General features: G+C 74.5%; 20 protein-coding genes. 13 read left to right on the forward strand and 7 right to left on the reverse strand.

Features of this window, described 5'->3' with window-relative positions:
* Positions 1 to 916 precede the first annotated feature (916 nt).
* Both ABT048_RS38035 and ABT048_RS38040 read left to right on the forward strand, forming a co-directional pair.
* The gene (locus ABT048_RS38035; RefSeq protein ID WP_350526204.1) at positions 917 to 1,183 is read left to right on the forward strand and encodes a hypothetical protein; all 267 of its coding nucleotides are present in this window, start codon (positions 917 to 919) and stop codon (positions 1,181 to 1,183) included.
* Between the two features lie 331 nt (positions 1,184 to 1,514).
* Positions 1,515 to 1,967 carry a YjbQ family protein gene (locus ABT048_RS38040; protein ID WP_350526205.1) on the forward strand — a complete coding sequence of 151 codons (453 nt, stop codon included), beginning with the start codon at positions 1,515 to 1,517 and terminating at the stop codon, positions 1,965 to 1,967.
* A gap of 103 nt (positions 1,968 to 2,070) precedes the next feature.
* Here ABT048_RS38040 and ABT048_RS38045 read toward each other — a convergent pair whose 3' ends face one another.
* The gene (locus ABT048_RS38045) at positions 2,071 to 2,622 is read right to left on the reverse strand and encodes a DUF1990 domain-containing protein (protein WP_350526206.1); all 552 of its coding nucleotides are present in this window, start codon (positions 2,620 to 2,622) and stop codon (positions 2,071 to 2,073) included.
* A 243-nt stretch (positions 2,623 to 2,865) separates the two neighbouring features.
* Positions 2,866 to 3,981, reverse strand: a complete 1,116-nt coding sequence (locus ABT048_RS38050; protein WP_350526207.1) for an FAD-dependent monooxygenase — start codon at positions 3,979 to 3,981, stop codon at positions 2,866 to 2,868.
* Between the two features lie 221 nt (positions 3,982 to 4,202).
* On the opposite strand from ABT048_RS38050, the gene ABT048_RS38055 reads away from it, so the two are divergent.
* Both ABT048_RS38055 and ABT048_RS38060 read left to right on the forward strand, forming a co-directional pair.
* Positions 4,203 to 5,276, forward strand: a complete 1,074-nt coding sequence (locus ABT048_RS38055; protein ID WP_350526208.1) for a TetR/AcrR family transcriptional regulator C-terminal domain-containing protein — start codon at positions 4,203 to 4,205, stop codon at positions 5,274 to 5,276.
* A 72-nt stretch (positions 5,277 to 5,348) separates the two neighbouring features.
* Entirely contained in the window at positions 5,349 to 5,570 is a 222-nt protein-coding gene (locus ABT048_RS38060) for a hypothetical protein (protein ID WP_350526209.1), read from the forward strand.
* Positions 5,571 to 5,687: 117 nt separating this feature from the next.
* Here the strand turns inward: ABT048_RS38060 and ABT048_RS38065 are convergent, their stop codons facing one another.
* Complete coding sequence (locus ABT048_RS38065; protein ID WP_350526210.1) at positions 5,688 to 8,729, reverse strand: AAA family ATPase; 3,042 nt, start codon at positions 8,727 to 8,729, stop codon at positions 5,688 to 5,690.
* Positions 8,726 to 9,895 carry an exonuclease SbcCD subunit D gene (locus tag ABT048_RS38070; protein WP_350526211.1) on the reverse strand — a complete coding sequence of 390 codons (1,170 nt, stop codon included), beginning with the start codon at positions 9,893 to 9,895 and terminating at the stop codon, positions 8,726 to 8,728. Before ABT048_RS38070 ends, ABT048_RS38065 begins: the two co-directional genes overlap by 4 nt.
* 293 nt (positions 9,896 to 10,188) lie before the next feature.
* Here ABT048_RS38070 and ABT048_RS38075 point away from each other — a divergent pair, with 293 nt between their 5' ends.
* From ABT048_RS38075 to ABT048_RS38090, 4 genes are all read left to right on the forward strand, one after another.
* Complete coding sequence (locus ABT048_RS38075) at positions 10,189 to 11,364, forward strand: DUF8829 domain-containing protein (RefSeq protein ID WP_350526212.1); 1,176 nt, start codon at positions 10,189 to 10,191, stop codon at positions 11,362 to 11,364.
* A gap of 206 nt (positions 11,365 to 11,570) precedes the next feature.
* Positions 11,571 to 11,738 (forward strand): hypothetical protein, encoded by a 168-nt coding sequence (locus ABT048_RS38080; protein ID WP_350526213.1) that lies wholly within the window; start codon positions 11,571 to 11,573, stop codon positions 11,736 to 11,738.
* A complete protein-coding gene (locus tag ABT048_RS38085; protein WP_350526214.1) occupies positions 11,735 to 12,361 on the forward strand; it encodes an NUDIX domain-containing protein in 627 nt (208 codons plus the stop codon). Before ABT048_RS38080 ends, ABT048_RS38085 begins: the two co-directional genes overlap by 4 nt.
* A gap of 540 nt (positions 12,362 to 12,901) precedes the next feature.
* Positions 12,902 to 13,699, forward strand: coding sequence for an SGNH/GDSL hydrolase family protein (locus tag ABT048_RS38090; RefSeq protein ID WP_350526215.1), 798 nt, complete (start codon positions 12,902 to 12,904; stop codon positions 13,697 to 13,699).
* Positions 13,700 to 13,793: 94 nt separating this feature from the next.
* Here ABT048_RS38090 and ABT048_RS38095 read toward each other — a convergent pair whose 3' ends face one another.
* From ABT048_RS38095 to ABT048_RS38105, 3 genes are all read right to left on the reverse strand, one after another.
* Entirely contained in the window at positions 13,794 to 14,702 is a 909-nt protein-coding gene (locus ABT048_RS38095) for a nitroreductase/quinone reductase family protein (protein WP_350526216.1), read from the reverse strand.
* A gap of 416 nt (positions 14,703 to 15,118) precedes the next feature.
* Positions 15,119 to 16,279, reverse strand: a complete 1,161-nt coding sequence (locus ABT048_RS38100; RefSeq protein WP_350526217.1) for a polysaccharide deacetylase family protein — start codon at positions 16,277 to 16,279, stop codon at positions 15,119 to 15,121.
* Between the two features lie 329 nt (positions 16,280 to 16,608).
* Positions 16,609 to 18,435, reverse strand: a complete 1,827-nt coding sequence (locus ABT048_RS38105; RefSeq protein ID WP_350526218.1) for an AMP-dependent synthetase/ligase — start codon at positions 18,433 to 18,435, stop codon at positions 16,609 to 16,611.
* A 607-nt stretch (positions 18,436 to 19,042) separates the two neighbouring features.
* Here ABT048_RS38105 and ABT048_RS38110 point away from each other — a divergent pair.
* The 5 genes from ABT048_RS38110 to ABT048_RS38130 all read left to right on the forward strand — a co-directional run bounded on the left by ABT048_RS38110 (position 19,043) and on the right by ABT048_RS38130 (position 24,495).
* Positions 19,043 to 22,267 carry a sensor histidine kinase gene (locus ABT048_RS38110; protein WP_350526219.1) on the forward strand — a complete coding sequence of 1,075 codons (3,225 nt, stop codon included), beginning with the start codon at positions 19,043 to 19,045 and terminating at the stop codon, positions 22,265 to 22,267.
* The gene (locus ABT048_RS38115) at positions 22,264 to 22,683 is read left to right on the forward strand and encodes a roadblock/LC7 domain-containing protein (protein WP_350526220.1); all 420 of its coding nucleotides are present in this window, start codon (positions 22,264 to 22,266) and stop codon (positions 22,681 to 22,683) included. Before ABT048_RS38110 ends, ABT048_RS38115 begins: the two co-directional genes overlap by 4 nt.
* Before the next feature lie 260 nt (positions 22,684 to 22,943).
* Positions 22,944 to 23,273, forward strand: a complete 330-nt coding sequence (locus ABT048_RS41770) for a DUF742 domain-containing protein (RefSeq protein WP_402807078.1) — start codon at positions 22,944 to 22,946, stop codon at positions 23,271 to 23,273.
* A 37-nt stretch (positions 23,274 to 23,310) separates the two neighbouring features.
* Positions 23,311 to 23,904 (forward strand): GTP-binding protein, encoded by a 594-nt coding sequence (locus tag ABT048_RS38125; RefSeq protein ID WP_350526242.1) that lies wholly within the window; start codon positions 23,311 to 23,313, stop codon positions 23,902 to 23,904.
* A 444-nt stretch (positions 23,905 to 24,348) separates the two neighbouring features.
* Positions 24,349 to 24,495 carry a hypothetical protein gene (locus ABT048_RS38130; protein ID WP_350526222.1) on the forward strand — a complete coding sequence of 49 codons (147 nt, stop codon included), beginning with the start codon at positions 24,349 to 24,351 and terminating at the stop codon, positions 24,493 to 24,495.
* The last annotated feature ends 474 nt before the right edge of the window (positions 24,496 to 24,969 follow it).

The following is a 24,969-nucleotide window of genomic DNA, read 5'->3' on the forward strand; positions in this document are numbered from 1 at the left end:
GGGGGCCGGGGGTTGGGGGGGCCCCCCGGGGCCCGGGGGGCCCGGGGGGGGGGGGGGCCGGGTGGGGGGGGGGGGGGGGGGCGGGGGGGGGGGGGGGGGCGGGGGGGGGGGGGGGCCCTGGGCTGGGGCCTGGGCGGGTCCGGGGGATTTGTCGACGATCCGTGGGGTGGGACCCGGGACCGCCGGTGCCGGGCCCCTCACGGGGCGGCACCGGCAGTCAGGTGGCGGCCCGGCCGACCCTCTACGGCCGGCCGCCGGTCCGGGCACCGCGCGAGCCTGGCCACCGCAGCGTCGAGGCGGCCGGGCAGTGGCTCGCGGGAGCCGGAGTTCTTCATCACTCGAACACACGCCTGGGTGCGGTGCGGGCACCGACGTGTGCAACAGATATTGCTTGGAGGTTCGGCGGGAGTCAATCCCTCGAATGTGTTCACTTCATGAAGTCGGCCACTTCATGACATCACGCGTACGGCAGGTCGTGGACAGCGGAGCGCCACGGGTGGCGATCGGTGATCGCGGGTGGCGCCGGGGCGTCACGCTCGGTGGCGGGCAGCGTCCTGAAGATCACTTTGTCGACCTGACTGCTGTCCCCTATATGGGGGGTCCACATTGCGGGCCCCCGGGGGGTGTGCGCGGGCGCCTCGACCGCGGTTGTGTCGGACGTCACCAAAGCGCCCCGGTGCGCCGGGCGCGTGCCGCGCACACGGGCGCGGGGCCGCACCTCTTTGCCCTGCTGACGAACGGCGGGTCGTGCACCATCATTGATGCCTAGTCGTGACCGGCCGGGTGGCCCCTGGTGCATCGTCAGTTGACGCCGCACGATACGGTGGCACAACGCCAAGGACGGTTGCGCGAAGGCCGTCCGTCACGGATAGTCTTCGCCTCACGGCCCTGGCGCCTCGTAGGGGTGGGAAAACTGATGGAACACATGCAAGTGCGGACTCGGCCCCGTGTGCCGGCGATCCAGTGCGGCGTCGGCACGACCGGCCGCCGGATCGAGCGACACCTGGCCGTGCTCGGCGCGCCCGCACTCCCGGCGGTGGACACCGCCGAGGCGCTCGGGCTGATAAGGGAGCTGACGCCGCGCGGCGCCGAGGCCCCGACGACCCGTCGTCGCCACACCAGGATCTCGCTGCTGACGCCGCTGCGTCGGCTGCGTCGCAGCCTCTTCGGCGGGCGCGGCTAGGGGTCCGTCGCCGGTCGCCGCGTCGGGCGTCGGCCGGTCGTCGTACCGTCCTGGGCGGGAACAGGCCCGGTGGACCTCCGGTCCATCGGGTCTTCGGCATGTCCGGGGGGATTGCGCGTGGCGGGCACGGGTGTGCCACGGGGGCAGGGTCCCGGCGGGTCCGCGCAGGGGCGTGGGCGGATGCGTGGTGGGTCCTCGGCGTTGGGCCGTGGCGGGGTCCGGCGTGCCGCGAGGTGGTCTGAACCTTTCACCCTATGCGAGTTTGCCTCCCTGGCAAGCCGAGTCGGCGAGGCAGTACGCCCGGCCACCTGAGCTGGGCCAGGATGGCGCCATGGCGGACAACCACGACAACAACTCCACCCCGACCGGCTGGTTCCGGACCACCACCTTCGAGATCACCACCGGCAGCCGCGAGGTCGCCCTCGACATCACCGACCGCTGCGCCGCGTTCCTCGACGAGCGGGCTGCCGGGCGCGACGGCCTGCTCAACGTCTTCGTGCCGCACGCCACCGCGGGCATCGCCGTCCTGGAGACCGGCTCCGGCAGCGACGACGACTTCCTCGCCACCCTGCGCGAGCTCCTCCCGGCCGACGACCGCTGGCGCCACCGGCACGGCAGCCCGGGGCATGGCCGGGACCACGTGGTGCCCGGACTGGTGGCCCCGCACGCCACCCTGCCGGTGCTCGGCGGCCAACTGGCGCTCGGCGTCTGGCAGTCGGTGGTGCTCGTCGACACCAACGGGGACAATCCGCGCCGGACCGTCCGGCTGTCCTTCCTGGGCTGACGGCGGCTCGCCCCGGCCCGTGCCCGGCCGGGGCGAGGCCGTGCGGGGCCGTGCCGGGCCTGGGGCCTGTGGTCGGGTGAGTCGACTTCCGGTGGCTTCCCGGCTAGCGGCTGACGTGTGCGGCCACGACCGTGAGGTAGCGCTCGATCGCCAGGTGCTGGCAGAGCAGCGCGACCGGGCGGCCCAGGCGTGCGTACCAGGCGGAGAGCCGGGAGAACGCGGTGACCTCGAACCACACCTCGCCGTCGGCGTCCATCGACACCAGGAACGCCTCCTCGCCGCACTCCGGGTGCCCGGGGAGTGTGCCGTACGCGAACCCGACGCGGTCCGGCTCGTCCACCGTCCACACCACCCGGCAGGGGATCACCAGCCGCGGCCACCGGCGCCCGGGCAGACTCAGCCGCAGCAGGACCGTCGCCCCGGGCCGGGCCGGGCCGCCGGGGTGGACCGCGAATCCGGTGCCCAACTGGGTGCCCCAGTCGAGCACGTAGCGCCCGGCCCGCTGCAGCACCTCCGCCCCGTGCCCGAGGTGCACGCGGCGCCGCAGGTGCGCGTACCCGGCCGGCAGGCGCCCGCCCCGGGTGGCTCCCACCTCGGCGTACGACGGGGCGGTGGCGTGGGCGGCGAGCAGGCGTCGGCGGAGATCGGTGGCCATGTCGGACACGGTAACCGCCGGCCGGGAACGCCCGGTCGGCGGGCCGACGGCTGCGGAGGGCGTCGGCGGACGGGTTGCGGCGGACGTCGGACGGCGGACGGCGAACAGGTGGCCGGTGACAGAGTTCAGCGAACAGATTTCAGCGAACGTTCGCTGAAATCTGTTTGCTGAACTCCGTTTGCTGTCACCGCCCACCGACATCCGCGCCCTGAGCGCCCTGCCGGTCGCCGCCGCCCGTCCTGGTCAGCCGTCCAGCGAGATCGCGTTCTTGGCCCGCTCCACCGACTCCTTGGCGGCCGGACCGCCCGGGTTCTCGGTCGCCAGATCCTGGTTGAGCGCGACGAACGGGCGCAACCGCTCCTCGTACGAGGTGAAGGCGGTGCGGTGGTCGCCGCCGGAGCGGTCGAGGGCGTCGGCCAGGACGTGGGCGCCGACCAGGGCGAGGCTGGTGCCCTGGCCCGACAGCGGGGAGGCGCAGTAGCCCGCGTCCCCGAGGAGGACGACCCGACCCTGCGACCAGCGGTCCATCCGGATCTGCGTCATCGTGTCGCAGTAGAGGTCGGGTGCCTCGGCCAGCGCCTTCAGCAGCCTCGGGGTCTCCCAGCGCAGCGCCGCCATCCGCTCGGCGACGACCGTCCGCTGCGCCTGCGGATCGCGCCGGCCCTCCGGCAGCGGCTCGCCGGCGAAGCCGAAGCTGATCCGCAGCTCGGTGTTGCCGCGAACCGGGTAGATGCCGTAGCCGGCTTCGCCGTCGCGCAGCCACACCTGCCAGTCCTCCAGGCCGAGGAAGTTGTCCGAGCTGAAGATCGCCAGATGCATGCCGAGGTGACGCGCGAACTGCTCCTCGGGCCCGAAGGCCAGTCGCCGGACGGTCGAGTGCAGGCCGTCGGCACCCACGACCAGGTCGAAGCGGCGAGGCTCGGCGTGCTCGAAGGAGACGAGGACGTCGTCCTCGCCCGGTTCGAGTGCGGTCACGCCGTCCCCGAAGACGAACCGGGTGCCTCCGCCTTCCACGGCCCGATCGTGCAGGATCCGTACGAGGTCGTCGCGCAGCAGCTCAAGGTCGCCGTTGTCGAGCCGCCCGCTGCTGAACGTGCTCTCGGTGGAGCGGTGGAGCTCCCGGCCGTCGCCGTCCAGGACGGACATGCCCCGCATCAGGGTGCGGCGGGCTCGGACCCGCTCCAGCACGCCCAGCCGCTCGACCACCTCCAGTGCGACGCCCCGGACGTCCACGGCCTGCCCGCCGCCGCGCGGCCCGGGGGCGCGCTCCACCACCGTGGGGGCGAAGCCCCGGCGACTCAGCAGTGCGGCGAGCGCGGTGCCCGCGATGCCGCCGCCGGAGATGAGCACGGTCTTCATTGGTCGCTCCTCGCTGTCCGTCCACGCGCGGTGCCGCGCGTGGGGTCGTACGCTGTACGCGAGCTGAATGTACGGCGTACGCGTAGCCCGGCCAACTGCTGTTTCGTGTCAACTGATCTAGTGCAGAGGGGCGTTCCTGGGCTGCACTCCTGGTAGCGTCTGCGCTAGTACAGCTCCGGCTGTCGCGGAAAGAGATCCACATCACACGAGGGGCGGTCCGCATGTCCGGCACACCCGAGTCCGTCCCGCCGTACCGGCGCATCGCCGACGAGATCGCCGAGCGGATTGCCGACGGCACGCTCGCGCCGGGCGAGCGGGTGCCCTCGACGCGGCGGATCGTCCGTGAGTGGAACGTCGCGCTCGCCACGGCCACCAAGGTGCTCACCACGCTGCGGTTGGAGGGGCTGGTCGAGACCCGGCCGCGGGTGGGCACCGTGGTGGCCGCGCCCGCGCCGACCGCACCAGTTGTGCCCGCGCCAGCTGCACCCGCGCCCGCGGCGGCCGCGCCCGTCAGGCCCGGTGCGCCCGTGCCCGTCACGGCTGCCGCGCCCGCCCTGAGGGGTGGGTCACCGACGGGCTCGGGAACGTCAGTGGAGCTCAGCGCGGAGCGGATCGTCCGGGCCGCGATGGAGATCGCCGACCGTGAGGGGCTCGCCGCGCTCTCCATGCGCAGCGTCGCGGCCCGACTCGGCGTCGCCGCGATGTCCCCCTACCGGTACGTCCCGAGCAAGGACGACCTGGTGCTGCTGATGGCGGACGCGGCGTTCGGGGAGGAGTCCTTCCCGGCGGATCCGCCGGGGGAGTGGCGGGCGCGACTGGAGACCGGCGCCCACACGCTGTGGCGGATCTACCGGCGCCACCCGTGGCTCGCCCAGGTCGGCGTACTCACCCGCCCGCTGATGCTGCCCGCCCTGCTGGACCACGCCGAGTGGGCGCTCGCGGCGCTCGACGGCCACGGCCTCGACGCCGCGACCGTGCTCGACCTGCACGTCCTGCTCTACAGCTACGTCCAGGGGATCGCCGTTCACCTGGAACGGGAGGCCCAGGCCGAGGCCACCACGGGCCTCACCGAGGACCAGTGGATGGACCGTCAGGGCCCGGTCCTGGCGGCGATCGTCACCGGCGAGCGCCACCCGGTGTTCGCGCGGATGGTCGGTAGCCTCGGCAACGACTACGACCTGGACCTGGACGCGTTGTTCGCCTTCGGGCTGAAGCCACTGCTGGACGGCGTCGCCGCCATGATCGAGTCGGCCGCGAACGCGTCCACGAGCCGGACCTCGACCGCGACCACGTGAAGCGGGAGCGGGCGGCGGGAGCGGGCCCGGGGTGGTCTTGCCTCGGGCGGAGTGGCGGAGTAGGAAGGCGGCATGAGCGACAGCACGACGAACGAGCCCACGGCGGTCTGCGAACTCGCCTCCGACGGCGGCAGCACGGAGGCGGCGCTCGGGCACGACCCGGCGGCGTCCGGGCCGCGCGCCGACTGCGTGCTGTGCGGCGAACCGACCGAGTTGCCCGTCGATCAGCCGGGCAGCACGCTCTGCCCGGTGTGCGCCTGGCAGCAGGCGCAGCGCATCGCCTGCTCGGGCTGATCCCGTCCGGTCCGAGGCCCGTCCGGCGGCCGGCCCGGTGGCCCGTCCGGCGGCCGGCCCGGTGGCCCGTCCGGCGGCCGGCCCGGTGGCCCGTCCGTGGCCGGGTGGTGGCTCCCCCTACGCGTCCTCCCGTCCGGCCAGGGCCAGCGTCGAGCCGCGCCGCCCCTTGCGGACCAGCAGCTGGGCCGGGACACGGCTGCGCAGGTCGGCGACGTGGCTGACGATGCCGACTGCGCGGTCCCGCTCGCGCAGGCCGTCGAGGACGTCCATCACCTCCTCCAGGGACTGCTCGTCGAGGGTGCCGAAGCCCTCGTCGATGAACAGGGTGTCCAGCGGCATGCCGCCCGCCTCGTCGGTCACCACGTCGGCCAGGCCCAGGGCGAGGGAGAGCGAGGCGAAGAAGCTCTCGCCGCCGGAGAGGGTCGCGGTGTCCCGCTCGGTGCCCGTCCAGGCGTCCACCACCCGCAGGGCCAGACCCGAGCGTTTGGTGCCGGCGCCCCGGCCGTCGTTGTGCACCAGGGTGTAGCGGCCGCCGGACATCCGGACCAGCCGGTCGCTGGCCGCCGCCGCGACCTGCTCCAGCCGGGCCGCCAGCACGTACGACTCCAGGCGCATCCGCAGCCGGTTCTCGGCGGAGGTGCCGGCGGTCAGCGTGGCGAGCCGGTTGATCCGCCCGTACCGGTCCAGGGCCGGCGCCAGCTCGGCGGCGAGCCCGGCCAGCTGCCGGCCGATCGCGGCCAGTGCCTCGCACCGTTCGTGGGCCGCCGCGCGGGCGGCGTGCGCCTGTCCGAGCCGGTCGGTGGCGGCGCGGAGCGCGGCAGCGACGGCGGGCAGGTCGACCGGTGGACGGGCCGCGGCCTCGGCGAGCTCCGGCAGGTCCAGCTCGCGCCGGACGGCGGCGGTCTCCGCGCGGTGCCGCTCCAGCCGGGCCTCCAGCCGCTCGCGTTCGTCCCGCGGCAGCAGCACCGCCAGTGCCGCCCGGGCGTCCGGGAAGCCCGCCGCGGCGGCGGCCCCGCCCAGCTCGCGCTCGGCCTCGTCGAGCCGGGCCGCGGCCTCCGCGCGGGCGCGGGCGGCGGCGGCCGTGGCGGCGACCTGCTCGGTGGTCCGGGTCAGGGCAGCTGCCCGGTCGGCGACGGAGGCCGCCTCGCCGCGCGCGGCCGCCACCCGGGCGGTCAGCGCGTCCCGTTCGGTGTCGAGTTTCAGCAGCCGGTCGGTGAGGACGGCGGCGCGCTCCTTGGCCTCGTGCAGCTCGGCGTCGCGGCGGGCACGGTCCTGGGACAGCCGGGCGATCTCCTGCTCGACCCGGCCGAGGGCCTCCGCCGTGTGCCGCGCCTCGCGGTGCTCGCGCTCCAGCTCGGCGAGGGCCCGTGCGAGCGCGTCCGAGCCCTCCGGCCCGGCCGCTCCCGCGGCGGTCGCCTCACGCACCCGCAGCGCCGTGAGCGCCTGGTCCGCCACCGTCCAGGCCTGCTCGGCGACGGCCTGGGCGCGGCGGGCCCGCTCCTCGTCCTCGGCGGCGACCCGGCTGCCGGGCGCCGCCTCGGCCGGCGCCGGATGTTCGGGAGAGCCGCAGACCCGGCAGGCCTCACCGCTGCGCAGCTGCTCGGCGAGTTCGGCGGCCATGCCCGCCAGCCGCCGGTCCCGCAGGTCCAGGCTGTGCTCACGGGCGTCCAGCGCGGCGGTGCGCAGCTCGACGACCCGCGGCTCGGCCGCCATGATCTCGGCCCGCAGGCCGTCGCGTTCCCGGGCCGCGTCCAGTCGGATCGTCGACTCGGCGCGCTGTACGTCCAGTTGCTCGACCCTGGCGGTCGCCTCCCGGGCCCGGGTGTGCTGCTCCTCCAGGCGGCTCAGCTCGCCCTCGAACTCGGCCAGCCAGTCCTCGGCCTCCTCGGCCAGCGCCTCGGCGGCGGTCCGGTCCGCCGTCAACGATCCCTGCTCGCGTACGAGTTCGGCACAGCGCAGTTCGTCCGCCCGGGCCGCCTCCAGCCGGACCACCTCGGCCCGCAGCCGCAGCTCGGCCTCGGTCAGCTCGGCGGCGCCGGCCCCGTCGAGCCGCCGGCCCTCACCGCCGGGCGCGGCGGCGAGCACCTCGCGGTGCCGGAGCTCCGTCGTCTGCGCGCGCCGCAGCGCCTCGGCCGCGCTCTCCCGCAGCCGCAGCGCGGCCTCCACCCCGACGGCCTCCTGCGCCGCGGCCAGCCGCTGCCGGTCCAGCGCCGCTTCGGGCTCGAACCGGGCCAGCCGCCCGGCCAGCTCCCGCGCCTCCCGGTGCCGGCGCTGCCGCCCGGCCAGCTCCTCGGCGGCCTCGCGGTGCCGCTGGGCGGTGCGCTGCGCCGCCCCGGCGCCCGCGAGCGCCGACTCCGCGACGGTGAGCTGTTCGGCCGCGCCGCTGCGCAGGACCGCCGCCCAGCCGAGCACCCCGGCGGTGAGCCCGGTGTCACCGTCCTCGGCCGGGACCCAGTCCTCGGCGGGCTCGGCGCCCGGGCCCGCCGCCTGTTCGGCCTTGCTGGCGAGGTCGCGCAGCCGGCGCCGCCCGGCCTGGACCGCTGCCTCCTGGGCCCGCCGCTGCTCGGCCAGCCAGTCCTCGACGTGCCGGTACCGCTCGGTGTCGAACAGCCGCCGCAGCAGCTTGCCGCGCTCCTCCGAGTCGGCCTTGAGGAAGCGGGCGAAGTCGCCCTGCGGCAGCAGCACCACCTGGCAGAACTGCTCCCGGTTCAGGCCGATCAGCCCGAGGACCTCCTCCCCGACCTCTTGGTGCGACTTGCTGAGCCCCCGCCAGCCCGGCGTGCCGTCGCCCGTGTCGGCGACCCACTCGCGCAGCAGGGTCTGCGCCCGTTCGACGGTGGTGCCGGTGCCGACCTTCTTCGGCCGCTGCTGCTCCGGCAGACGGGTGATCTGCAGGCGCCGACCGCCGAGGGTCAGCTCCAGCTGCACCTCGGTGAGCCGCTTGGGGTCGGCGTGGTCGCTGCGCAGCCGGTTGGCGCGGCGGGCGCCCGGAGTCTCGCCGTACAGCGCGAAGCAGACGGCGTCCAGCACGCTGCTCTTGCCCGCGCCCGTCGCGCCGCGCAGCAGGAACAGCCCGCCGGCGGCGAGCGCGTCGAAGTCGACCGTCTCGGAGCCCGCGAACGGGCCGAAGGCGGTGACGGTGAGCCGGTGCAGCCTCATCGGGGCAGGTCCGCCTTCCGGTCGGTGGTCTGCCGGACGCGCTCGAAGCCCTCGCGCAGCCAGCCCAGCTCGTCCGGCTCCGGCTCGGCCCCGGGGCGGACGTGCCGCAGGAAGCCCTCGGCGATCTCCAGGTCGTCCCGGCCGCTCACCCGCGCCGCGTACGACGGGGAGGCCCCGGCCTCGGCCTCGTCCGGGTCGAAGAGCAGCTGCAGGGTGTGCGGGAAGCGGCGGCGCAGCTTCTCCATCGGCTCGCTCGGGCGGACGGCGTCGGTGAGCGTGGCCTGCACCCAGGACTGCTCGTGCTCGGCGTACTGCTCGCCGGTGAGCAGCGCGTCCAGGCTGTCGCGCAGGGTGGCGAGCCGGCGCGGCTCGGGGCAGGGCACGCGCTCGGCGGCCACCGAGCCGTCGGCCGCGAGGTCGACCAGCCACATGCTCTTCCGCTGGTGCACCTCGGAGAAGGAGTAGGCGAGCGGGGAGCCGCTGTAGCGCAGGTGGGGGGCGAGGGTCTGGCAGCCGTGCAGGTGGCCGAGCGCGACGTAGTGCACTCCCTCGAACACCGAGGCGGGCACCGCGGCCACACCGCCGACCGCGATGTCCCGCTCGCTGTCGCTCGGCGCGCCGCCGGTGACGAACGCGTGCGCGAGCACCACCGCGCGGGTACCGGCCGGGCGCGCCGCCAGATCGGCCCGCACCTCGTCCATGGCGGCCCCGAGCACCGCGGCGTGCCCGCCCTTCGCCAGCCCGAACCGCTCGCGCACCAGCGTGGGCTCCAGGTACGGCAGCCCGTACACGGCCACCGGCCCGTGCTCGTCCGCCAGCACCACGGGCGTGGCGCACTCGCCGGGATCCGTCCGCAGATGGATCCCGGCCCGCCCGATCAGCCCCGCGCCGACGCCCAGGCGACGGGCCGAGTCGTGGTTGCCGCTGATGAACACCGTCGGCACGCCGAGATCCGCCAGGCGGTGCAGCACCTCGTCGAACATCGCGACCGCCTCCAGCCCGGGCAGCGCCCGGTCGTAGACGTCGCCCGCGACCAGCACGGCGTCCACGCCCTCGGCCCGGACCACGTCCACCAGGTGGTCCAGGAAGGCCCGTTGGGCGTCGTGCAGGCTCTCCCGGTGGAACGAACGCCCGAGATGCCAGTCGGAGGTATGCAGCAGTCGCATGGTCCCCGACCCTAACCGTCGGCACTGACAATCCCACCCGGATCCGTGGAGGCGTGCGTCTCACGGGCACCGGGGGTCCCGTCCCGCGGGGGTGCGGACGGGTCGGCGCGCTTGTTCCGCCCGCCCCCGTCCTCGCCTGTGCGGGGCCTCCCGGGGTCTCGCCGGGGCCCTCTGTTCGATTACTCGGGGTGAGTTGTCAGTGGCTGTGTGTATGTTCCTCGACGTCGGCGGCTCCGTCGTTCGGAGCGGTCGGCGCTGTCGGAGATCGAGCAGGTGAGGAAACAGGAGGAGCCATGGCTGCTGTGCGGGAGTTGCTGCGCGGCGTGGTGGGCGCTGCGGGCGTGCGGACGTCGCGGGGGCGCCGGCGGGTGCTGGTGCTGGCGGGGCGGAAGCCGGGGAGCGGTGCCGGCGGGGCGCCGGGTGGTGGGCCCGGTGGGGCGGCGCCGCCCGGAGGTGGGCGGCCGCCCGGTGGGCGCGCGGGAGGGGGTGGTGCGCGGGCCCGGCGCGGCGGGCGGGCCAGGGGCGCGCCCCCGCAGCCGGTCGCGCTGGCGCTGGCCGTCCGGGCCGGGGACTTCGCCGGGCTCGCGCGGTACGGGCTGTTCGGCGGGCTCGACCACCAGGGCTACCTGCGGCGGGCGGAGGAGCAGCTGACGGCCCTGTACCGGCAGGGTCTGGAGGTGCACCTGCGGGTCCTGGAGGCGGACGACTTCGAGGACTACTGCGAGGCGTTCGGCCTCGACCCCCGGATGCCCACGGCCCGGGTCGCCTACGCGGGCGATCCCGAGCTGGCCGGGGAGCCGTTCGTCTACGCGGGCGAGCGGCTGGCCGAGCTGCTGCCGGTGCTGATGGACGACCACCGGGCGCGGGTGCGGATGTCCGTGGCCTGTCTGGCCCTGCTGGACGCCGTCGGCGACGATCCGGACGGGCAGCGCCGGATGGCGGCGGTGATGAGGTACGTGACGTCGGTGTACCTGGCGCTGGCCGAGGGCGCGGGGGAGGGCTGCCACCTGCTGACGCTGCGCTGCCACGGCCCCGAGGACGGCGAGGAGCTCACCTCGGCGGTGGACGTCTGCGTCGAGGACGGGCAGCTGTACCCCGCCGGGCGGGACGCCGAGGCGTTCTGCGTCACGCTGGCGGCGGGCGTGGCCTCCGGTGGCGAGGGGGCGCTGCTGCTGCACGGCGATCCGTCGACGGGCAGCCGGGCCGATCCGCCGCCCGGGGACGCGGCCGACCCGCCGACCGGTGGCCCGGCGGGCCCGCCGACCGGTGACGCCGGAGTCCGGCCGCCGGTGCGCGGCTGGGCGCTGGCCGACGGGCGGCTGCGGCCGATGACCGCGCACGAGGTGTTCGACGAGCTCGCGGACGACGCCGCCCGCAGGCTGCCCTTCCCGCCGGGCGTGGACCCTCGGCCGGGGTTCCCGCTGCCCGGCTTCCCCGGCCCCCGGGGAGGGGGTGGGCCGCTGGGATGATCAGGGGCGTTCACCGCCTCCGCGTCCACCATGCGGCGCTGGGGACTGTTCATCGACCGCCTGTTCGGGGAAGATTCGGAGAAGATCAACAGCAGGAGCGTGCGGTACCCCACGCCGACGCTCCGGCCGCTCCGCTCCGTACCGCGCCCTGCAGGTCCTCTCCGCGCACCGCCGGTCCGGCGAGCCCGACAGCGAGAGGGGGACGCATGCGCGAGCGGAGCGAGCTCGGCGCCGGAGGACGCGCGCAGCCGCACGCCACCGCCGCCGGCTCCGGTGAGGTCAATGCCTCGGGCGCGGGCGTGACCCCGGGCAGGGTCGAGGCCTCCACCCGGTGGTCCGACGCCCCCGCCGAGCGCCGCGAGGCGAGAGCATGAGCCCGATCGAGTACAGCGCGGAGATCGCCGAGCTGCTCGGGAAGGTCCGGCGTCGCCCCACGGCGGGCTGGCCGTGGCGGCCGGGCGAGCAGGTGCCGGACGGACTGCCGGTCAAGCAGTCCTGGGGGTGGCTGTTCGCCCCGGACGGGCGGGTGCTCACCCTGGTGAACCCCAGGGACGGGATCTGCTCGCTGCCCGGCGGCTCGCTGGAACCGGAGGACGCCGGGGACCCTGCGGCCGCCCTGGCCAGGGAGGCCGCAGAGGAGGCGCAGGCGGTGATCGGCCGACCGTACTACCTCGGGTACCTCTACGACCGGGTCGGTTCGGCGAACGGCGGGCACGAGTGCGCGCGGGTCCGGATGGCGGCGGCACTGAGGGCGGTCGGTCCGAGCGTCGCCGACCCGGCCTCGGGCCGCCACTACCGGCGGCTGCTGGTCGCGCCCGGGCTCGCCGTCGAGCTGCTGGGCTGGGGCGCGGCCGGGCTGCGCCAGGCCCGGGCGGCGGTCGCCACCGCCGTCCGCTGGCTCGGCGTGCCCGAGGCCGCGAACGAGGCGATCGAGGAACTGCCGGTCGGGGGCTGCACGGTCTCGCCGGGCACCGTGTACCCGGGCGGCGGTCGCTAGACCGTCGTGCCCGGGGGCCGAGGGCGGTCGGTCGTCCCGTGGCCCGTGCCCGGCGTCCGGTTCTGAAGGCGGCTCACGGCGGTGCTCATCCGGGGGCCCGCTCGTGCCCGTCGGCTCGTCGGCTCGTCGGCTCGTCGGCTCGTCAGCTTGTCGGCGTCCGCCCGTCCGCTCATCCGTTTGCCCGCTCGCGCCCGCAGCATTCCCACGCCCGCCGCGGTCCCCGCGCGCCCGTCGGCGCGCTCTCGCCCGGACTGCCGACCGGGTCGAAACTGACTCAACGGTGGTCGGACATCGACTCCAGGTTTACCGCGCACTGAACTTCCGCAAGTTGCCGGTCCACGCGCAAAACGCTACGCGCGTCAAAACGCACCCGCACTGACCAGTGCGAACTCACGGGCTGTTGGCGGCAGTTCACCTCTGAGCTATCAGACGCTCCGTCAATATCCTTGGCATGAGCGCTTCCGGGTTCCCCTACCGCCTGGTATCACTTCTGTGACCCACGCCACGCCCCCACTCTCCACCCCCCACCCTGGAGGTGTCATGCCCCGCCCTGCCCGTGCCCTGTCCATCGCCGCGATTGCGGCAGGCCTCACCATGACGACGCTCTTCGCCGCCTCGTCCGCCAACGCGGCCGGTGTGAACTACGTGGCCCTCGGCGACTCGTACTCCTCCGGTGTCGGCGCCGGCAGCTACCTGAGCGACAGCGGTAGCTGCAAGCGCAGCACCAACGCGTACGCGTACCTGTGGAAGAACGCGCACTCGCCGTCCTCCTTCAAGTTCGTCGCCTGCTCGGGCGCCAGGACCGGTGACATCCTCAACAGCCAGATCTCGGCCCTGGACGCCGGCACCACGCTGGTCAGCATCTCGGTGGGCGGCAACGACGCCGGCTTCGCGGACACCATGCAGACCTGTGTCCTGGGCTCCGACAGCTCCTGCCTCAACGCCGTCAACACGGCCAAGAACTACGCCCTCAACACCCTGCCGGGCCAGCTCGACGCCGTGTACTCCGCGATCAAGGCCAAGGCGCCCAACGCCCACGTCGTGGTGATGGGCTACCCGCACATCTACAAGGTCGGCGGCGACTGCGTCTTCGGCATCGGCGACACCAAGCGCGCCGCCATCAACGGCGCCGCCGACACCCTGGACGGCGTCCTCGCCAAGCGCGCCGCCAACGCCGGCTTCGCGTTCGGTGACGTCCGCAACATCTTCACCAACCACGAGATCTGCGGCAGCCTGACCACCTGGCTGAACAGCACCACCCTGCCGATCGACGAGAGCTACCACCCCAAGGCCTCCGGCCAGGCCGGTGGCTACCTGCCGGTCTTCTCGCAGTCGTAACGGCTCGTCGGAAGCCGTTCGACCACCGCAGCACAGCGGTTGCCGCCGCCCCCTCCGGAGGCCCGGGGAGGGGACGGCGGCAGCGGCGCTTCGGCTACCGGTCCGTAGCGCTCCCGGCGCGGGCGGGTCCGGTCGGGGGGAAGGGGATGCCGGCGAGGACCGGCAACAACTCGGCCTCCTCGTGGTCGAGGTGCGCCTCCAGCTCGGCCGACATCCGGTCCAGTTCGGTGCGGAGCCGCTCCGGTTCGCTGACCTCGATCCCGGCCAGCAGTGCCACCAGCTCGTCCCTGATCCGTCCGATCGCCCGGTGCTGCTCGTCGAGCCGCGCGAGCACGTCGGCCAGCTCCGGGTGGCTGCGGGCGAGGGCGGGGAAGACCGCGGTGTCCTCGCCGGTGTGGTGATGGGTCAGCCCGTCGCAGAACGCCAGGCAGTGCTGCCGCAGCTGCAGTCCGAGTCCGGCCGGTCGGCCGGGAACGTGGGCGTGCGCCTCCTCCCGGACGTGGTGCAGTTGGGCGCGGAGCCAGCCGTGCGCCTCCAGCAGCTTGTCGGCGAGGGTGCGCACGACCGGTGCCTCGCCGGTCGGTGCGGCTCCGGGCCGCTCCCGTTCCAGGATGACGACCGGCAACTCCCGTTCGGTGTGGGCCTGGTAGTCGCCGTACCCCGGCGCCTTCCGGACGACGGCGGCGAACAGCCGCTCCCGCCGGGCGCCCTCGGCGGGCACGGCGACCGCGTCGAAGGTGTCGGTGCCGAGTTCGACCCGGACCACGGGGTGGGTCAGCAGGTTGCGGTACCACTGCGGGTTCTCCGGCGCTCCGGCGGCCGAGGCGACGACCAGGAGCAGCCCCTCCGCCCGGACGTACCCGAGCGGCACGGTGTGCGGCCGCCCGGAGCGGGCCCCGGTGGTGGTCAGCAACAGCAGGTCGCCGCCCTCGAAAGGCCCGCCGACCCGCCCTCCGTTGGCGCGGAACTCTTCGATGACATTCAGATTGAAGGACATTGGCATGCGTGTGTGGTGAAGTCTCCGGAAGTGAAGAGGAGTCGCGGCCACACGCGGTGACAGTCAGGGGCGGCGCATCGCGCACGCGGACACCGCGGGGTGACCGCCCGGCGTCAGATCAGGGAAACGGAGAGCGTGCTCATCGCGCGTCGTCCCTTCGAAAGGGTGCTCGCTCGGCCACCGGCCGGCCCACTGCTCTTTGGCCGGCGCCGCGCTGCACGCCCCCATTAGAGCCACGCCGCGGGCGCACTGTCAATGAACATGATCACCAGTCACTCCATCGAACCGCGCCGCCGCGCCGCCGCGCCGCCGCGCCGCCGCGCCGCCGCGCCGCCGCCGCACCGCCCGCGCCGCCCGCGCCGCAGCTCCCCGGTGGGGAAGCGGCGGTGCGGCGGCCGGGGCGGGCCATGGGGGGCGGCGGGTCAGCGCAGGTAGTCGACCAGGCCGGCCGGCTTGAGGCCGGCGGAGTCGGCGGCGGCGAGGGCGCGTTGCAGGTCGGTGGCCAGGGTGTCGGTCCAGTGCATGATGATGACGTCTCCCGGCTGGAGCGGGCCCGGGTGCCAGATGTTGGCGGCGCCCCAGCTGAAGTCGGCGTCGGCGGTGAGCACGGTGCGGATGCCGCAGTTGGCGGCGGCCTGCAGGGTGTCGGCGTTCCAGGCGAAGAACGGCGGGCGGAAGACCACCGGCGCGGTGCCGAAGAGGCGGGTCATGGTGTCCCGGGCGTCGCAGATCTCGACCTGCTGCTGGTCCAGGGGGAGCGTGCTGAGGTCGGAGTGGGAGACCGTGTGGTCCTGGACCGAGGAGCCGGCTGCGGCGGTGACCCGCTTGAAGAAGGCCGGGTCGGTGCCGGCCGGCATCGGCAGCGGGAAGGCGGTGATGGGCAGCCGGTGGTCGGCGATGAACTGTTCCGCCTCGGGGGTGCGCTGCCAGCCGTCGTCCACGGTGAAGAAGACGACCTTGTCGCTGGTCGGGACCGAGCTTTCCGCCACCGCCGGGGCGGGCGCGGGGCCGTCCACCCGGACGTCGTCCACCGAGAAGGGGCCCTGCTGGTACCAGCCGTGGACGTACAGCCGGACGCTGCGCGCGGCGGGACCGGTGGTGAACCGCGTGGTCAGCCGCTGCCAGCCGCCGCCGGTGCTCTCCGTCCACGCGGGCGGGAGGTCCCTGCCGGTGCCGGTGACGCCCAGGTGGACGAAGTCGCCGCGGACCCAGGAGGAGGCGGTGTAGGTGGTGTCCGGCCTGACGGCGACGGTCTGGACGCACTCGCCGGTGGAGTCGGCGTCCGCCGGGGTGACGGTCAGCGCGGAGGCACCGGAGTGCGGGGCGGTGGTGGTGACGGCCGCTTCGGCGGGGCCGCCGGTGCAGCTCCAGCCGGAGATGCTGCCCCAGTCGGCGAGGTTCGGGGAGGGCACCTCGAACCCGGGGTTGGTCGCCAGGTTGACCGTCGCCGCAGTCGCGCCTGCTGCGGCCCGCGCAGCGGGCGCCGTCGCGCCGTCGGCGGACGCCGTCGGCACGACGAAGGCGGTGAGCAGCGCGACGGAGGCGGCGAGTGCGGACAGGCGCGCGGACAGGCGCGCGGACAAGTGCGCAGACAGACGCGCAGAAGGGCGCGTGGACATCGACACGTGAGGACTCCAGCGAGTGGGGGACGCCCGTGGGGAGGGCGTGAGCAAGAGCGGACGTGAGCAAGAGCAGACGTGAGCAGGAGTGAGCGCGAGCAGGAGTGAGCGCGAGCAAGGGGGCGTGCGCAAAGGGGGTGGTGGTACGCCGCACTCGGACCGAAGAGAAACAATGGACTGGACCAATCGGCCCGTCAAGGGAACGGCAGGTGAACCGGTCGGCCACCGAGCCATGACCGCAAGAGACAAGACGAGCCGTCAGAATCCGCCGGAACCTCGCGCAGACACGCCGATCAGGAGAGGTACAGCTCCTCTATGTCCTCCGCGTAGTACTCCGCGATGGCGCCCCTGCGCAGCTTGAGCGAGGGCGTCAGCAGCCCCTGCTCCTGGCTGAACTCGCGTGGCAGCAGCCGGAACGCGCGGATCGACTCGGCCCGCGACACCGCCGTGTTGGCCGCCGCCACCGCGCGCTGGACCTCGATGTGCAGCTCCTCGTCCGCGAGCACCGCCCAGGCGTCCAGCTGCTCCCGTCCGTGGGACTTCAGCCAGTGCGCCAGGGCCGCCGGGTCGAGCGTGATCAGCGCGGCCACGTACGGGCGGTCGTCGCCCACCACCAGGCACTGGGAGACCAGTGGATGTGCCTCGACCCGCTCCTCCAGGCTCGACGGTGCGAGGTTCTTGCCGCTGCTGGTGACGATCAGGTCCTTCTTGCGGCCGGTGATGGTGAGGTAGCCGTCCTCGTCCAGCCGGCCCAGGTCGCCGGTGGCGAACCAGCCGTCGACCAGCGACTCGGCGGTGCACTGCGGGTGGTTGAGGTAGCCGCCGAACACCGATCCGCCGCGCACCCACACCTCGCCGTCGTCGGCGATCGCCACTGTGGCCCCCGGCACCGGCTGCCCGACGGTGCCGAGCTTCTGCCGCCCGGTGGGGTTGGCGGTGATCGCCGCGGAGGTCTCGGTCAGCCCGTACCCCTCGTACAGCTGGAGGCCGGCGCCGGTGAAGAACAGGCCCAGCTCGCGCCGCAGCGAGGAGCCGCCGCACATCACGCTGCGCACCCGGCCGCCGAGTGCCGCGCGCAGTCTGGGGTAGACGGTCCGCTCGTAGGCGAGGTGGCGCAGTCGCAGGGCGGCGCTCGGTCCGGGGCCGCGCCCGAAGGCCTTCTGCTCCCGGGCGGCGGCCCAGTCGACGGCCACCTGCCGGGCCTGTTCGAAGAGTTCGCCGCGCCCGGAGTCCTCGGCGGTGCGCCGTGCCTGCTGGAAGATCTTCTCGAAGACGTACGGGACGGCGTGCAGGAAGGTCGGCCGGAAGGTGTCCAGCGCGGGCAGCAGCGCGTCGGTGGAGACCTCGGGGACGTGGCCGATCCGGAAGCCGCCGCGGAGTGCGGCGATCTGCACGGCCCGCCCGTAGACGTGGGCGAGCGGCAGGAACAGCAGGGTGCCGGGCTGGTTGCCGCCGGTGTCGCGCAGGACGTCCCCCCAGCCGGCGAGCAGTGCGTCGGCTTCGGAGGCCAGGTTGGCGTGGGTGAGCAGGCAGCCCTTGGGGCGGCCGGTGGTGCCCGAGGTGTAGACGACGGTGGCGATGTTCTCGCCGGCGACGCCCAGGCGCTGGCGGTGCACCAGGGAGTCAGGCACGCCCCGGCCGTCCTCGGTGATCGCGGCGACGCAGTCGCGGTCCAGCTGCCAGATGCCGGTGAGGTCGGGCAGTGCGTCGCAGACCGCGCCGACGGTCATCGCGGCGTCCTCGTCCTCGACCAGACAGGCCACCGCCTGCGTCTCGGCGAGGATCCAGCGGACCTGCTCGGGGGCGGCGGTGGGGTAGACCGGGACGGTGATGGCGCCGATCGACCAGAGCGCGTAGTCGAAGAGCGTCCACTCGTAGCGGGTGCGGGACATCAGGGCGACCCGGTCGCCGTAGCGCACGCCGTGCGTGAGCAGTCCCTTGGCCAGGGCGAGCACCTGGTCCCGGAACTCCCGGGCGGTGACGTCCTGCCACTGCCCGTCGGCGGCCCGCCAGGACAGTTGGACCAGGTTGGGGGTGCGTTCGGCGGTGTCGTACAGGGAGTCGGCGAGTCCTCCGGCGACCTCGGGTACGGCCGCGGCGGGGGTGGTGAACTCGCGCACGGTCCTCCCCAGTTCGCGTGTCCCGGCGCCTCCTGCCGGCCCGGCCCGCCCGTCCTCCGGTCGCCTGGGCGGCGGCGCCCGGTTGTGCGGGTGGAGCGAAACTATCGGATCGCTCCGTCACTGCCCAGGGTTGCACCGGTGACACGACGAGATCGGCACGGGTCCGCTCGGATGGTGTCGTGATCGGGGAGGCCGGGAGGAGGGACGGAGGAGGGTCGGCGGAGGACTCAGGGAAGATCCAGAAAGGACTCAGGAAGGACTCGGGGAGGAGCCGGCGTGGGCGCGGGGCGGGGGAGCGGCGTGCGGGCCGACCGGAAAAGCCGGACGTCTGCGGATGATCCGGACACGAAGAGGGGGCGATTGGGACCGGTTTTTGACGTGTGCGGGGCAAGGTGGAGAAGTGGAGTGGTTCGCCCCTCGAACGAGTGGTCAGGGCGTAGTAGAGTCGCGCAGACCCGTGGCCGGGAGCCCCTTCCGCACCCTCCTCACCGTTCCCCGTACCGTTCCCCACCGTTTCCCGCCGAGCCGCTCCCCTCCCGCCGCGCCCACCGCTTCCACGGCTCCCACCCTCCCCGTCCGCGCCTGGCACTTCCCGACCGAGGACTCCATGCGTCTGCGCAGCAGCTCGATCCGCGCGAAGATCATCGCGCTGCTCCTGGTGCCCATCGTGGCGCTCACCGCCCTGTGGGTGTACGCCACCCTCGCCACTACCGGGGACGTCTGGAGCCAGCTGAGGAACAGTCGTACGTACAAGGAGTTCTCGGGCCCGGTCGACCAGTACGCCGCCGACCTGCAGAACGAGCGCCGCGCCGCCGTCCAGCGCCTGGCCGACCCGCGCTCACCCGTCGCCCGGGACGCCTACGAGCACGCCAAGGCCGCCACCGACCGCAGCCTCACCGTGCTGCGGCAGAAGAAGGACGGCTCCGGGAACAAGCTCTCCACCGCCCAGCGCGGCCGCTTCGTGCAGATCATCGCGGCCGCCGACCAGATGGGGCCGCTGCGCTCCCAGGTCGGCCGTCTGGCGCTCAACTGGGAGTTCGCGCTGGACCAGTACAGCGACCTGGTCAAGCCGGTGTTCGGCTTCCGCTCCGCGTACGTCGCCCGGCAGAGCGGGCAACTCCCGCGTCAGGGAACCATCCTGATCGAGCTTTCACGCGCCCGCGAGTACCTGGCGCAGGAGGACGCGGCGATGGAGGGGCTGCGCACCAGCATCACCAAGCCCACCGCCGAGCAGTACCAGGTCGCGCTGGACGCCCTGCACAATCAGCAGGCGCTGTTCACCGTCTACATCGCCGAGCTCGAACCCGCCGACCAGTCCGACTACGCCGCCCTCCGCGGCGGCGAGGCCTGGAACGCCCTGGCCCGGGCCGAGGCCGACTTCGTCGGCGCCGGCGGCCCCGACCGGGTCGTCCAGGCGCTCAACAGCGACTCCTGGGGGGAGACCGCGGACCGGGCGCTCGGCGACCTCTCCCAGATCAACACCCGGATCGCCGCCGGACTGGACGACCGAGCCCGGTCCGCCGCGATTGGGATGCTCTGGCGCGGCGGCATCGCCGGTGCGGTCGGCCTGGTGGCGGTCGTGCTGTCGGTGCTGATCTCGTTCCGGATCGGCCGGGGCCTGGCCCGCGAGCTGATCGGACTGCGCAACGCGGCCAACGAGCTGGCCGGCACCCGGCTGCCCTCCGTCATGCTGCGGCTGCGCCGCGGCGAGCCGGTGGACGTGGCCACCGAGGCGCCCGAGCTGCACTTCGGGGACGCCGAGATCGGGCAGGTCGGCCAGGCCTTCAACGCGGTGCAGCGCGCCGCCGTCGAGGCCGCCGTCGAGCAGGCGGACCTGCGGCGCGGCGTCTCGGCGGTGTTCGTCAACCTGGCCCGGCGCAGCCAGGTGCTGCTGCACCGCCAGCTCACCCTGCTCGACACCATGGAGCGCCGCACCGAGGACCCGGCGGAGCTGGCGGACCTCTTCAAGGTCGACCACCTCACCACCCGCATGCGCCGGCACGCCGAGGGCCTGATCATCCTGGCCGGCGGCTCGCCCGGGCGCGCCTGGCGCAAGCCGGTCCGGATGGTGGACGTGGTCCGGGCGGCGGTCGGCGAGGTCGAGGACTACGCCCGGGTGACCGTCCGCCCGTTCCCCGGCACCGGACTGCTCGGCAGTGCCGTCGCGGACGTCACCCACCTGGTCGCCGAACTCGTCGAGAACGCCGCCGTGTTCTCCCCTCCGACCACCCAGGTCACCGTCCAGGGCGAGGTGGTGGCGCACGGCTTCGCCCTGGAGATCGACGACCGCGGGCTCGGGCTGAGCGAGCAGCTGCTCGCCGAGATCAACGAACGCCTCGCCGTTGAGCAGGAGTTCGACCTCGCCGACACCGACCGGCTCGGCCTCTTCGTGGTGAGTCGGCTGGCCCGGCGGCACGGCATCCGGGTGCACCTGCGGCCGTCCCCGTACGGCGGGACGACGGCGGTGGTGCTCATCCCGCGCGAACTGCTCGCGGAGGCGCCGGACGGGCTGGCGGAGCCGAACGCGGCCGGGCGGCGCCCGGCCGGCGGTGGCGGCCGTCGCGGGCAGCGGGACCTGGTCGCGGTGCCGGGGCCGGGCGCGGGGGCTTCGACCGGGACCCCGGCCGGGCGTTCCTCCGGGGCCTCGACGGGCTCCGCGTCCGGCTCGTCCGCCGCTGTCGGAGCCGGAACCGGAGCCGGTGCCCGCGCCAGTGTCGGTGCGGGTGCCGATGCGGGCGGTCGGCACCGGGTGACGGGAGGTCCGCGGCCCTCCGTGCCCGAGGCGGGGCGTACGGCGGGCGGTCTGCCGCGCCGGGCCTCGCGGGGCAAGGGCGGACCGGTCCTGGTCCCCGCGCCCGGGGCGGACGCCGGGGAAGCGCCGGGGACCGGGCGGCACCGGCGGGACGACCTGGTGGTGGCCGCGGCCGAGGAGGCCTTCGCGGCCGCCGAGGCTGCCGAAACCGCCGGGACCGGCGCTGTCGGCACGGCCGCGACTGCCGGGACGACCGGGACGACCGGGACGGCTGCGGTTGCCGGGACCACCAGCACCACCAGCACCACCGGTGCCACCGGTCCCGCCGTCGGCGCCGAGGTGCCGCCGGCCGACGCCGCGCCGCGGACGGCGGGCGGCCTGCCGCGTCGGGTCCGGCAGGCGAACCTGGCGCCGCAGCTCAGGGAGCAGCGCACGGAGCAGCTGAAGGAACGATTCCGCAGCGCCGACGGGCCGGACGGTACGACCGGGGACTCCGGATCCGTTCCGGACGCCGCGGACGTGCGGGAGCGCTCTCCCGAGGAGGCCCGGGCGACCTTCGCCTCGTTCCAGCGCGGCTTCACCCGCGGGCGCGGCGCGACCGCCGCGGTGGGCCGTGCCGGTGCCGCCAAGGACCGCGACGCCCCGGCGGAGGGCCGCGACGGTGCCTCGAAGGACCGCGACGGCACGTCGGAGGGCCGCGAGAAGGGGTCGAAGGGCCGCGGGGGATCGTCGCGCGACCGGGTCGCAGCCGTACTGCCCTGGCTGCCGCCGGACCCGTCCCGCCGGGCGATCGCCCCGGCACCCGCCCCGGCGGCGCTGACCGCCCCCACGGACACCGGGCGGGCCCCGCTCGCCCGTCGGCCGCAGTCCGGACCGCCGGTCCGTCGCGGCCCGGGCACCGGCTCACCCGTACTGCCGGGACAACCCGGCACACCCGATTCATCGGCACAGCCGGTACCACCCCTACGACCGGCACCGGCTGTGCGACCGGTACCACCCGTGCGGCCGGTACCACCAGTACGACCCGCATCACCCGCATCACCTGCACCACCCGCTCCAGCGGAAGGAACTGATTCATGACCACTTCGACGCAGCCGTCCGGGGACCTCAACTGGCTCCTGGACGACCTCGTGGGGCGCGTCGCGGCCCTGCGGCACGCGGTGATCCTCTCCAGCGACGGCCTGGCCACCGGCGCCTCCCGGGAGCTCGACCGCGAGGACGCCGAGCACCTGGCCGCCGTCGCGGCCGGGTTCCACAGCCTGGCCAAGGGCGCCGGCGGGCACTTCAAGGTCGGCGGCGTCCGGCAGACCATGGTCGAGCTGGACGAGGCGTTCCTGTTCATCACGGCCGCGGGCGACGGTAGCTGCCTCGCCGTGCTGAGCGACGCCGAGGCCGACATCGGCCAGATCGCCTACGAGATGGCCCTGCTGGTCAAGCGGGTCGGCGAGCACATGGCCGCCGAGCCGCGCACCGAAACCGCCCCGCCGGGGAGATGAGCGGGCCGATGGCGGATCCGAAGGCCGACGTGCCGGACGGCCCGGACGTGCCGGTGGGCGCGGACGGGCCGTCCGGTGCGGACGCGTCCCCGGGTGCGGAGGCGTCCCCGGGCGCGGACGCGTCCTCGGGCACGGACGCTCCGGCGGACGTGGAGCAGGTGGACCCGGACGGACCCGACGTCGACCTCTTCCGTCCGCGCACCCCGGTCGACGACCGCTGGTTCGACGACGAGGCCGGCCCGGTGGTGCGGCTCTACTCGATGACGCGCGGTCGCACCCGGCCGGTCGAGGAGGGCCTGTTCGACCTGATCTCGCTGATCACCGCCGCCGAGCCCGGGCCGGACGCGGGGGCTGTGCCCGCGCACGTCCTCGACCCGGAACACCAGACGTTGCTGGCCCTGTGCCGCAACGAGCCGCTCTCCGTCGCCGAACTCGGCTCCTTCACCGACCTGCCGGTCAGCGTGGTGCGCGTGCTGCTCGGCGACCTCTACGACGCCGACCTGATCAGCGTCACCCGACCCGTTCCGCTCGCCGAGCTGCCGGACGAGCGCCTGCTGCGAGACGTGATCAATGGACTCCGTGCGCTCTGACCACCACCCCCGCCCGGACGGTGCCGTGTCCCACCCGGTGAGCCCCAACGACCCGCGGTGGCGCGGCGGTCCGGCCGTCGCGGTGAAGATCCTGGTCGCGGGCGGCTTCGGCGCGGGCAAGACCACCCTGGTCGGTTCGGTCAGCGAGATCCGGCCGCTGCGCACCGAGGAGGAGCTCAGCGAGCTGGGCCGCCCGGTGGACGACACCTCGGGCGTGGAGGCGAAGAGCACCACCACGGTGGCGATGGACTTCGGCCGGATCGACCTGCGCCCCGGTCTCGCGCTCTACCTGTTCGGCACCCCCGGGCAGGACCGGTTCTGGTTCGTCTGGGACGAGTTGGCGCGCGGCGCGCTCGGCGCCGTGGTCATCGCGGACACCCGGCGGCTGGCCGACTGCTTCCCGTCCGTCGACTTCTTCGAGCAGCGCGGCATCCCGTTCGTGGTCGCGGTGAACTGCTTCGACGGCACCGATCGGTTCGCGCCGGACGAGGTGCGGGACGCGCTCGACCTCGACCCGGACATCCCGGTGGTGCTCTGCGACGCGCGGCTGCGCGAGGACGGGAAGGAACTGCTCGTCGCGCTGGTCGAGCACGCGGCGGCGCGCCGGCGCCACGCTCCCGCGCGGGTCTGACCGGGCAGCACCGGGCTGCTCGGGCCGGTGGCTCCCTCGGCCCGGTGGCTCCCGTGCTCGGGTGGCTCCCTCGAACCGGTGGCTCGCTCGGCCTGACCTGCGGGCTCGGCCCGTCCGTGCCGCGTCGAAGGGGGTCGGCCCGTGCTGCCGACCGACTCTGAGGGAGCCTCGGGCGACGGCGTTCGCGGGCACCCCGCCCCGACCGATGTCTCATTCCGCCGTCCGCATTCCGGACGAGCAGTGTGCGGAAGGTTGCCTAGACCCGCCCGGCCGTGGAAGGCTCTGTGGACGAAGGCCGCCCGGCCATGCCGTCGGGAGCCCCGGAAACGCTCCGTTCACACGGGCGTTGCCGATCGGCGGACGGCCTTCGACGATCCGGCGAGGCACCGCCGGTGCGCACCGGCAGCGGTGCGGACCCGCGCACAGAACGAGGGGAAGGGCAGCATGACGACCGTCGGCCGACGACGCACCGTCAGCGTCGTGTCCGGGCCCCTCATGCCCGGCTCCGCCCGTTCGGGCGCTGCCGGTCCGGTGCTCACCGTCCGCCGCTACATCGACCACGCGCTGATCTGCAGCGCGTGTTGTCGCTGACCGGCCTGTCCCGTCCCGGTACGTCCCCGGCGCTCCCGGCCCACCAGCCACCGCCCGACGCACCGCCGATCCCGTCGACCAGGCCGTAGCGGACCGCCGTCCGGCGTGCCGCGGCCGACCAACCGGACCCGCCCAGCGGAGAGACCACCAGTGAACATCGTCTGCCCCAGACCTGCACCCGCCGCCGTCGGCCGTACCCGAACGAGCGGTACGGCCACCGCGATGTGCGTGGGCGGTCGACGGACCGGACGGTGGAACGGGCGCGCGAGCCGCGCCGAGGACAGCCGACGGGGTCGCCACGACCTGGAGCCCTTCTGGCCGTCCCGGCAGCCGCACCTGTTCGATCAGACGTGTCCGGGTTCGCCCAGCGCGTCCCGGCTCTCCGCCCGCTGACCCGGTTCCTTCCGGTCCAGCCCCGGCAGTACGCCCGGTCGACGCGCAGACGACTCCACCCCGTCCGTCACGCGCGAAATG

This window comes from Kitasatospora sp. NPDC096140, from assembly GCF_040303045.1.
In the GTDB taxonomy this organism is placed as follows: domain Bacteria; phylum Actinomycetota; class Actinomycetes; order Streptomycetales; family Streptomycetaceae; genus Kitasatospora.

Coding starts and splice junctions, on each gene's coding strand:
- ABT048_RS38110 (WP_350526219.1), top strand. CDS start 19,043: ATGCGTCTGCGCAGCAGCTCGATCCGCGCGAAGATCATCGCGCTGCTC.
- ABT048_RS38085 (WP_350526214.1), top strand. CDS start 11,735: ATGAGCCCGATCGAGTACAGCGCGGAGATCGCCGAGCTGCTCGGGAAG.
- ABT048_RS38045 (WP_350526206.1), bottom strand. CDS start 2,622: ATGGCCACCGATCTCCGCCGACGCCTGCTCGCCGCCCACGCCACCGCC.
- ABT048_RS38035 (WP_350526204.1), top strand. CDS start 917: ATGGAACACATGCAAGTGCGGACTCGGCCCCGTGTGCCGGCGATCCAG.
- ABT048_RS38080 (WP_350526213.1), top strand. CDS start 11,571: ATGCGCGAGCGGAGCGAGCTCGGCGCCGGAGGACGCGCGCAGCCGCAC.
- ABT048_RS38090 (WP_350526215.1), top strand. CDS start 12,902: ATGCCCCGCCCTGCCCGTGCCCTGTCCATCGCCGCGATTGCGGCAGGC.
- ABT048_RS38095 (WP_350526216.1), bottom strand. CDS start 14,702: ATGCCAATGTCCTTCAATCTGAATGTCATCGAAGAGTTCCGCGCCAAC.
- ABT048_RS38060 (WP_350526209.1), top strand. CDS start 5,349: ATGAGCGACAGCACGACGAACGAGCCCACGGCGGTCTGCGAACTCGCC.
- ABT048_RS38130 (WP_350526222.1), top strand. CDS start 24,349: ATGACGACCGTCGGCCGACGACGCACCGTCAGCGTCGTGTCCGGGCCC.
- ABT048_RS38065 (WP_350526210.1), bottom strand. CDS start 8,729: ATGAGGCTGCACCGGCTCACCGTCACCGCCTTCGGCCCGTTCGCGGGC.
- ABT048_RS38115 (WP_350526220.1), top strand. CDS start 22,264: ATGACCACTTCGACGCAGCCGTCCGGGGACCTCAACTGGCTCCTGGAC.
- ABT048_RS38070 (WP_350526211.1), bottom strand. CDS start 9,895: ATGCGACTGCTGCATACCTCCGACTGGCATCTCGGGCGTTCGTTCCAC.
- ABT048_RS38050 (WP_350526207.1), bottom strand. CDS start 3,981: ATGAAGACCGTGCTCATCTCCGGCGGCGGCATCGCGGGCACCGCGCTC.
- ABT048_RS38075 (WP_350526212.1), top strand. CDS start 10,189: ATGGCTGCTGTGCGGGAGTTGCTGCGCGGCGTGGTGGGCGCTGCGGGC.
- ABT048_RS38040 (WP_350526205.1), top strand. CDS start 1,515: ATGGCGGACAACCACGACAACAACTCCACCCCGACCGGCTGGTTCCGG.
- ABT048_RS38055 (WP_350526208.1), top strand. CDS start 4,203: ATGTCCGGCACACCCGAGTCCGTCCCGCCGTACCGGCGCATCGCCGAC.
- ABT048_RS41770 (WP_402807078.1), top strand. CDS start 22,944: ATGACGCGCGGTCGCACCCGGCCGGTCGAGGAGGGCCTGTTCGACCTG.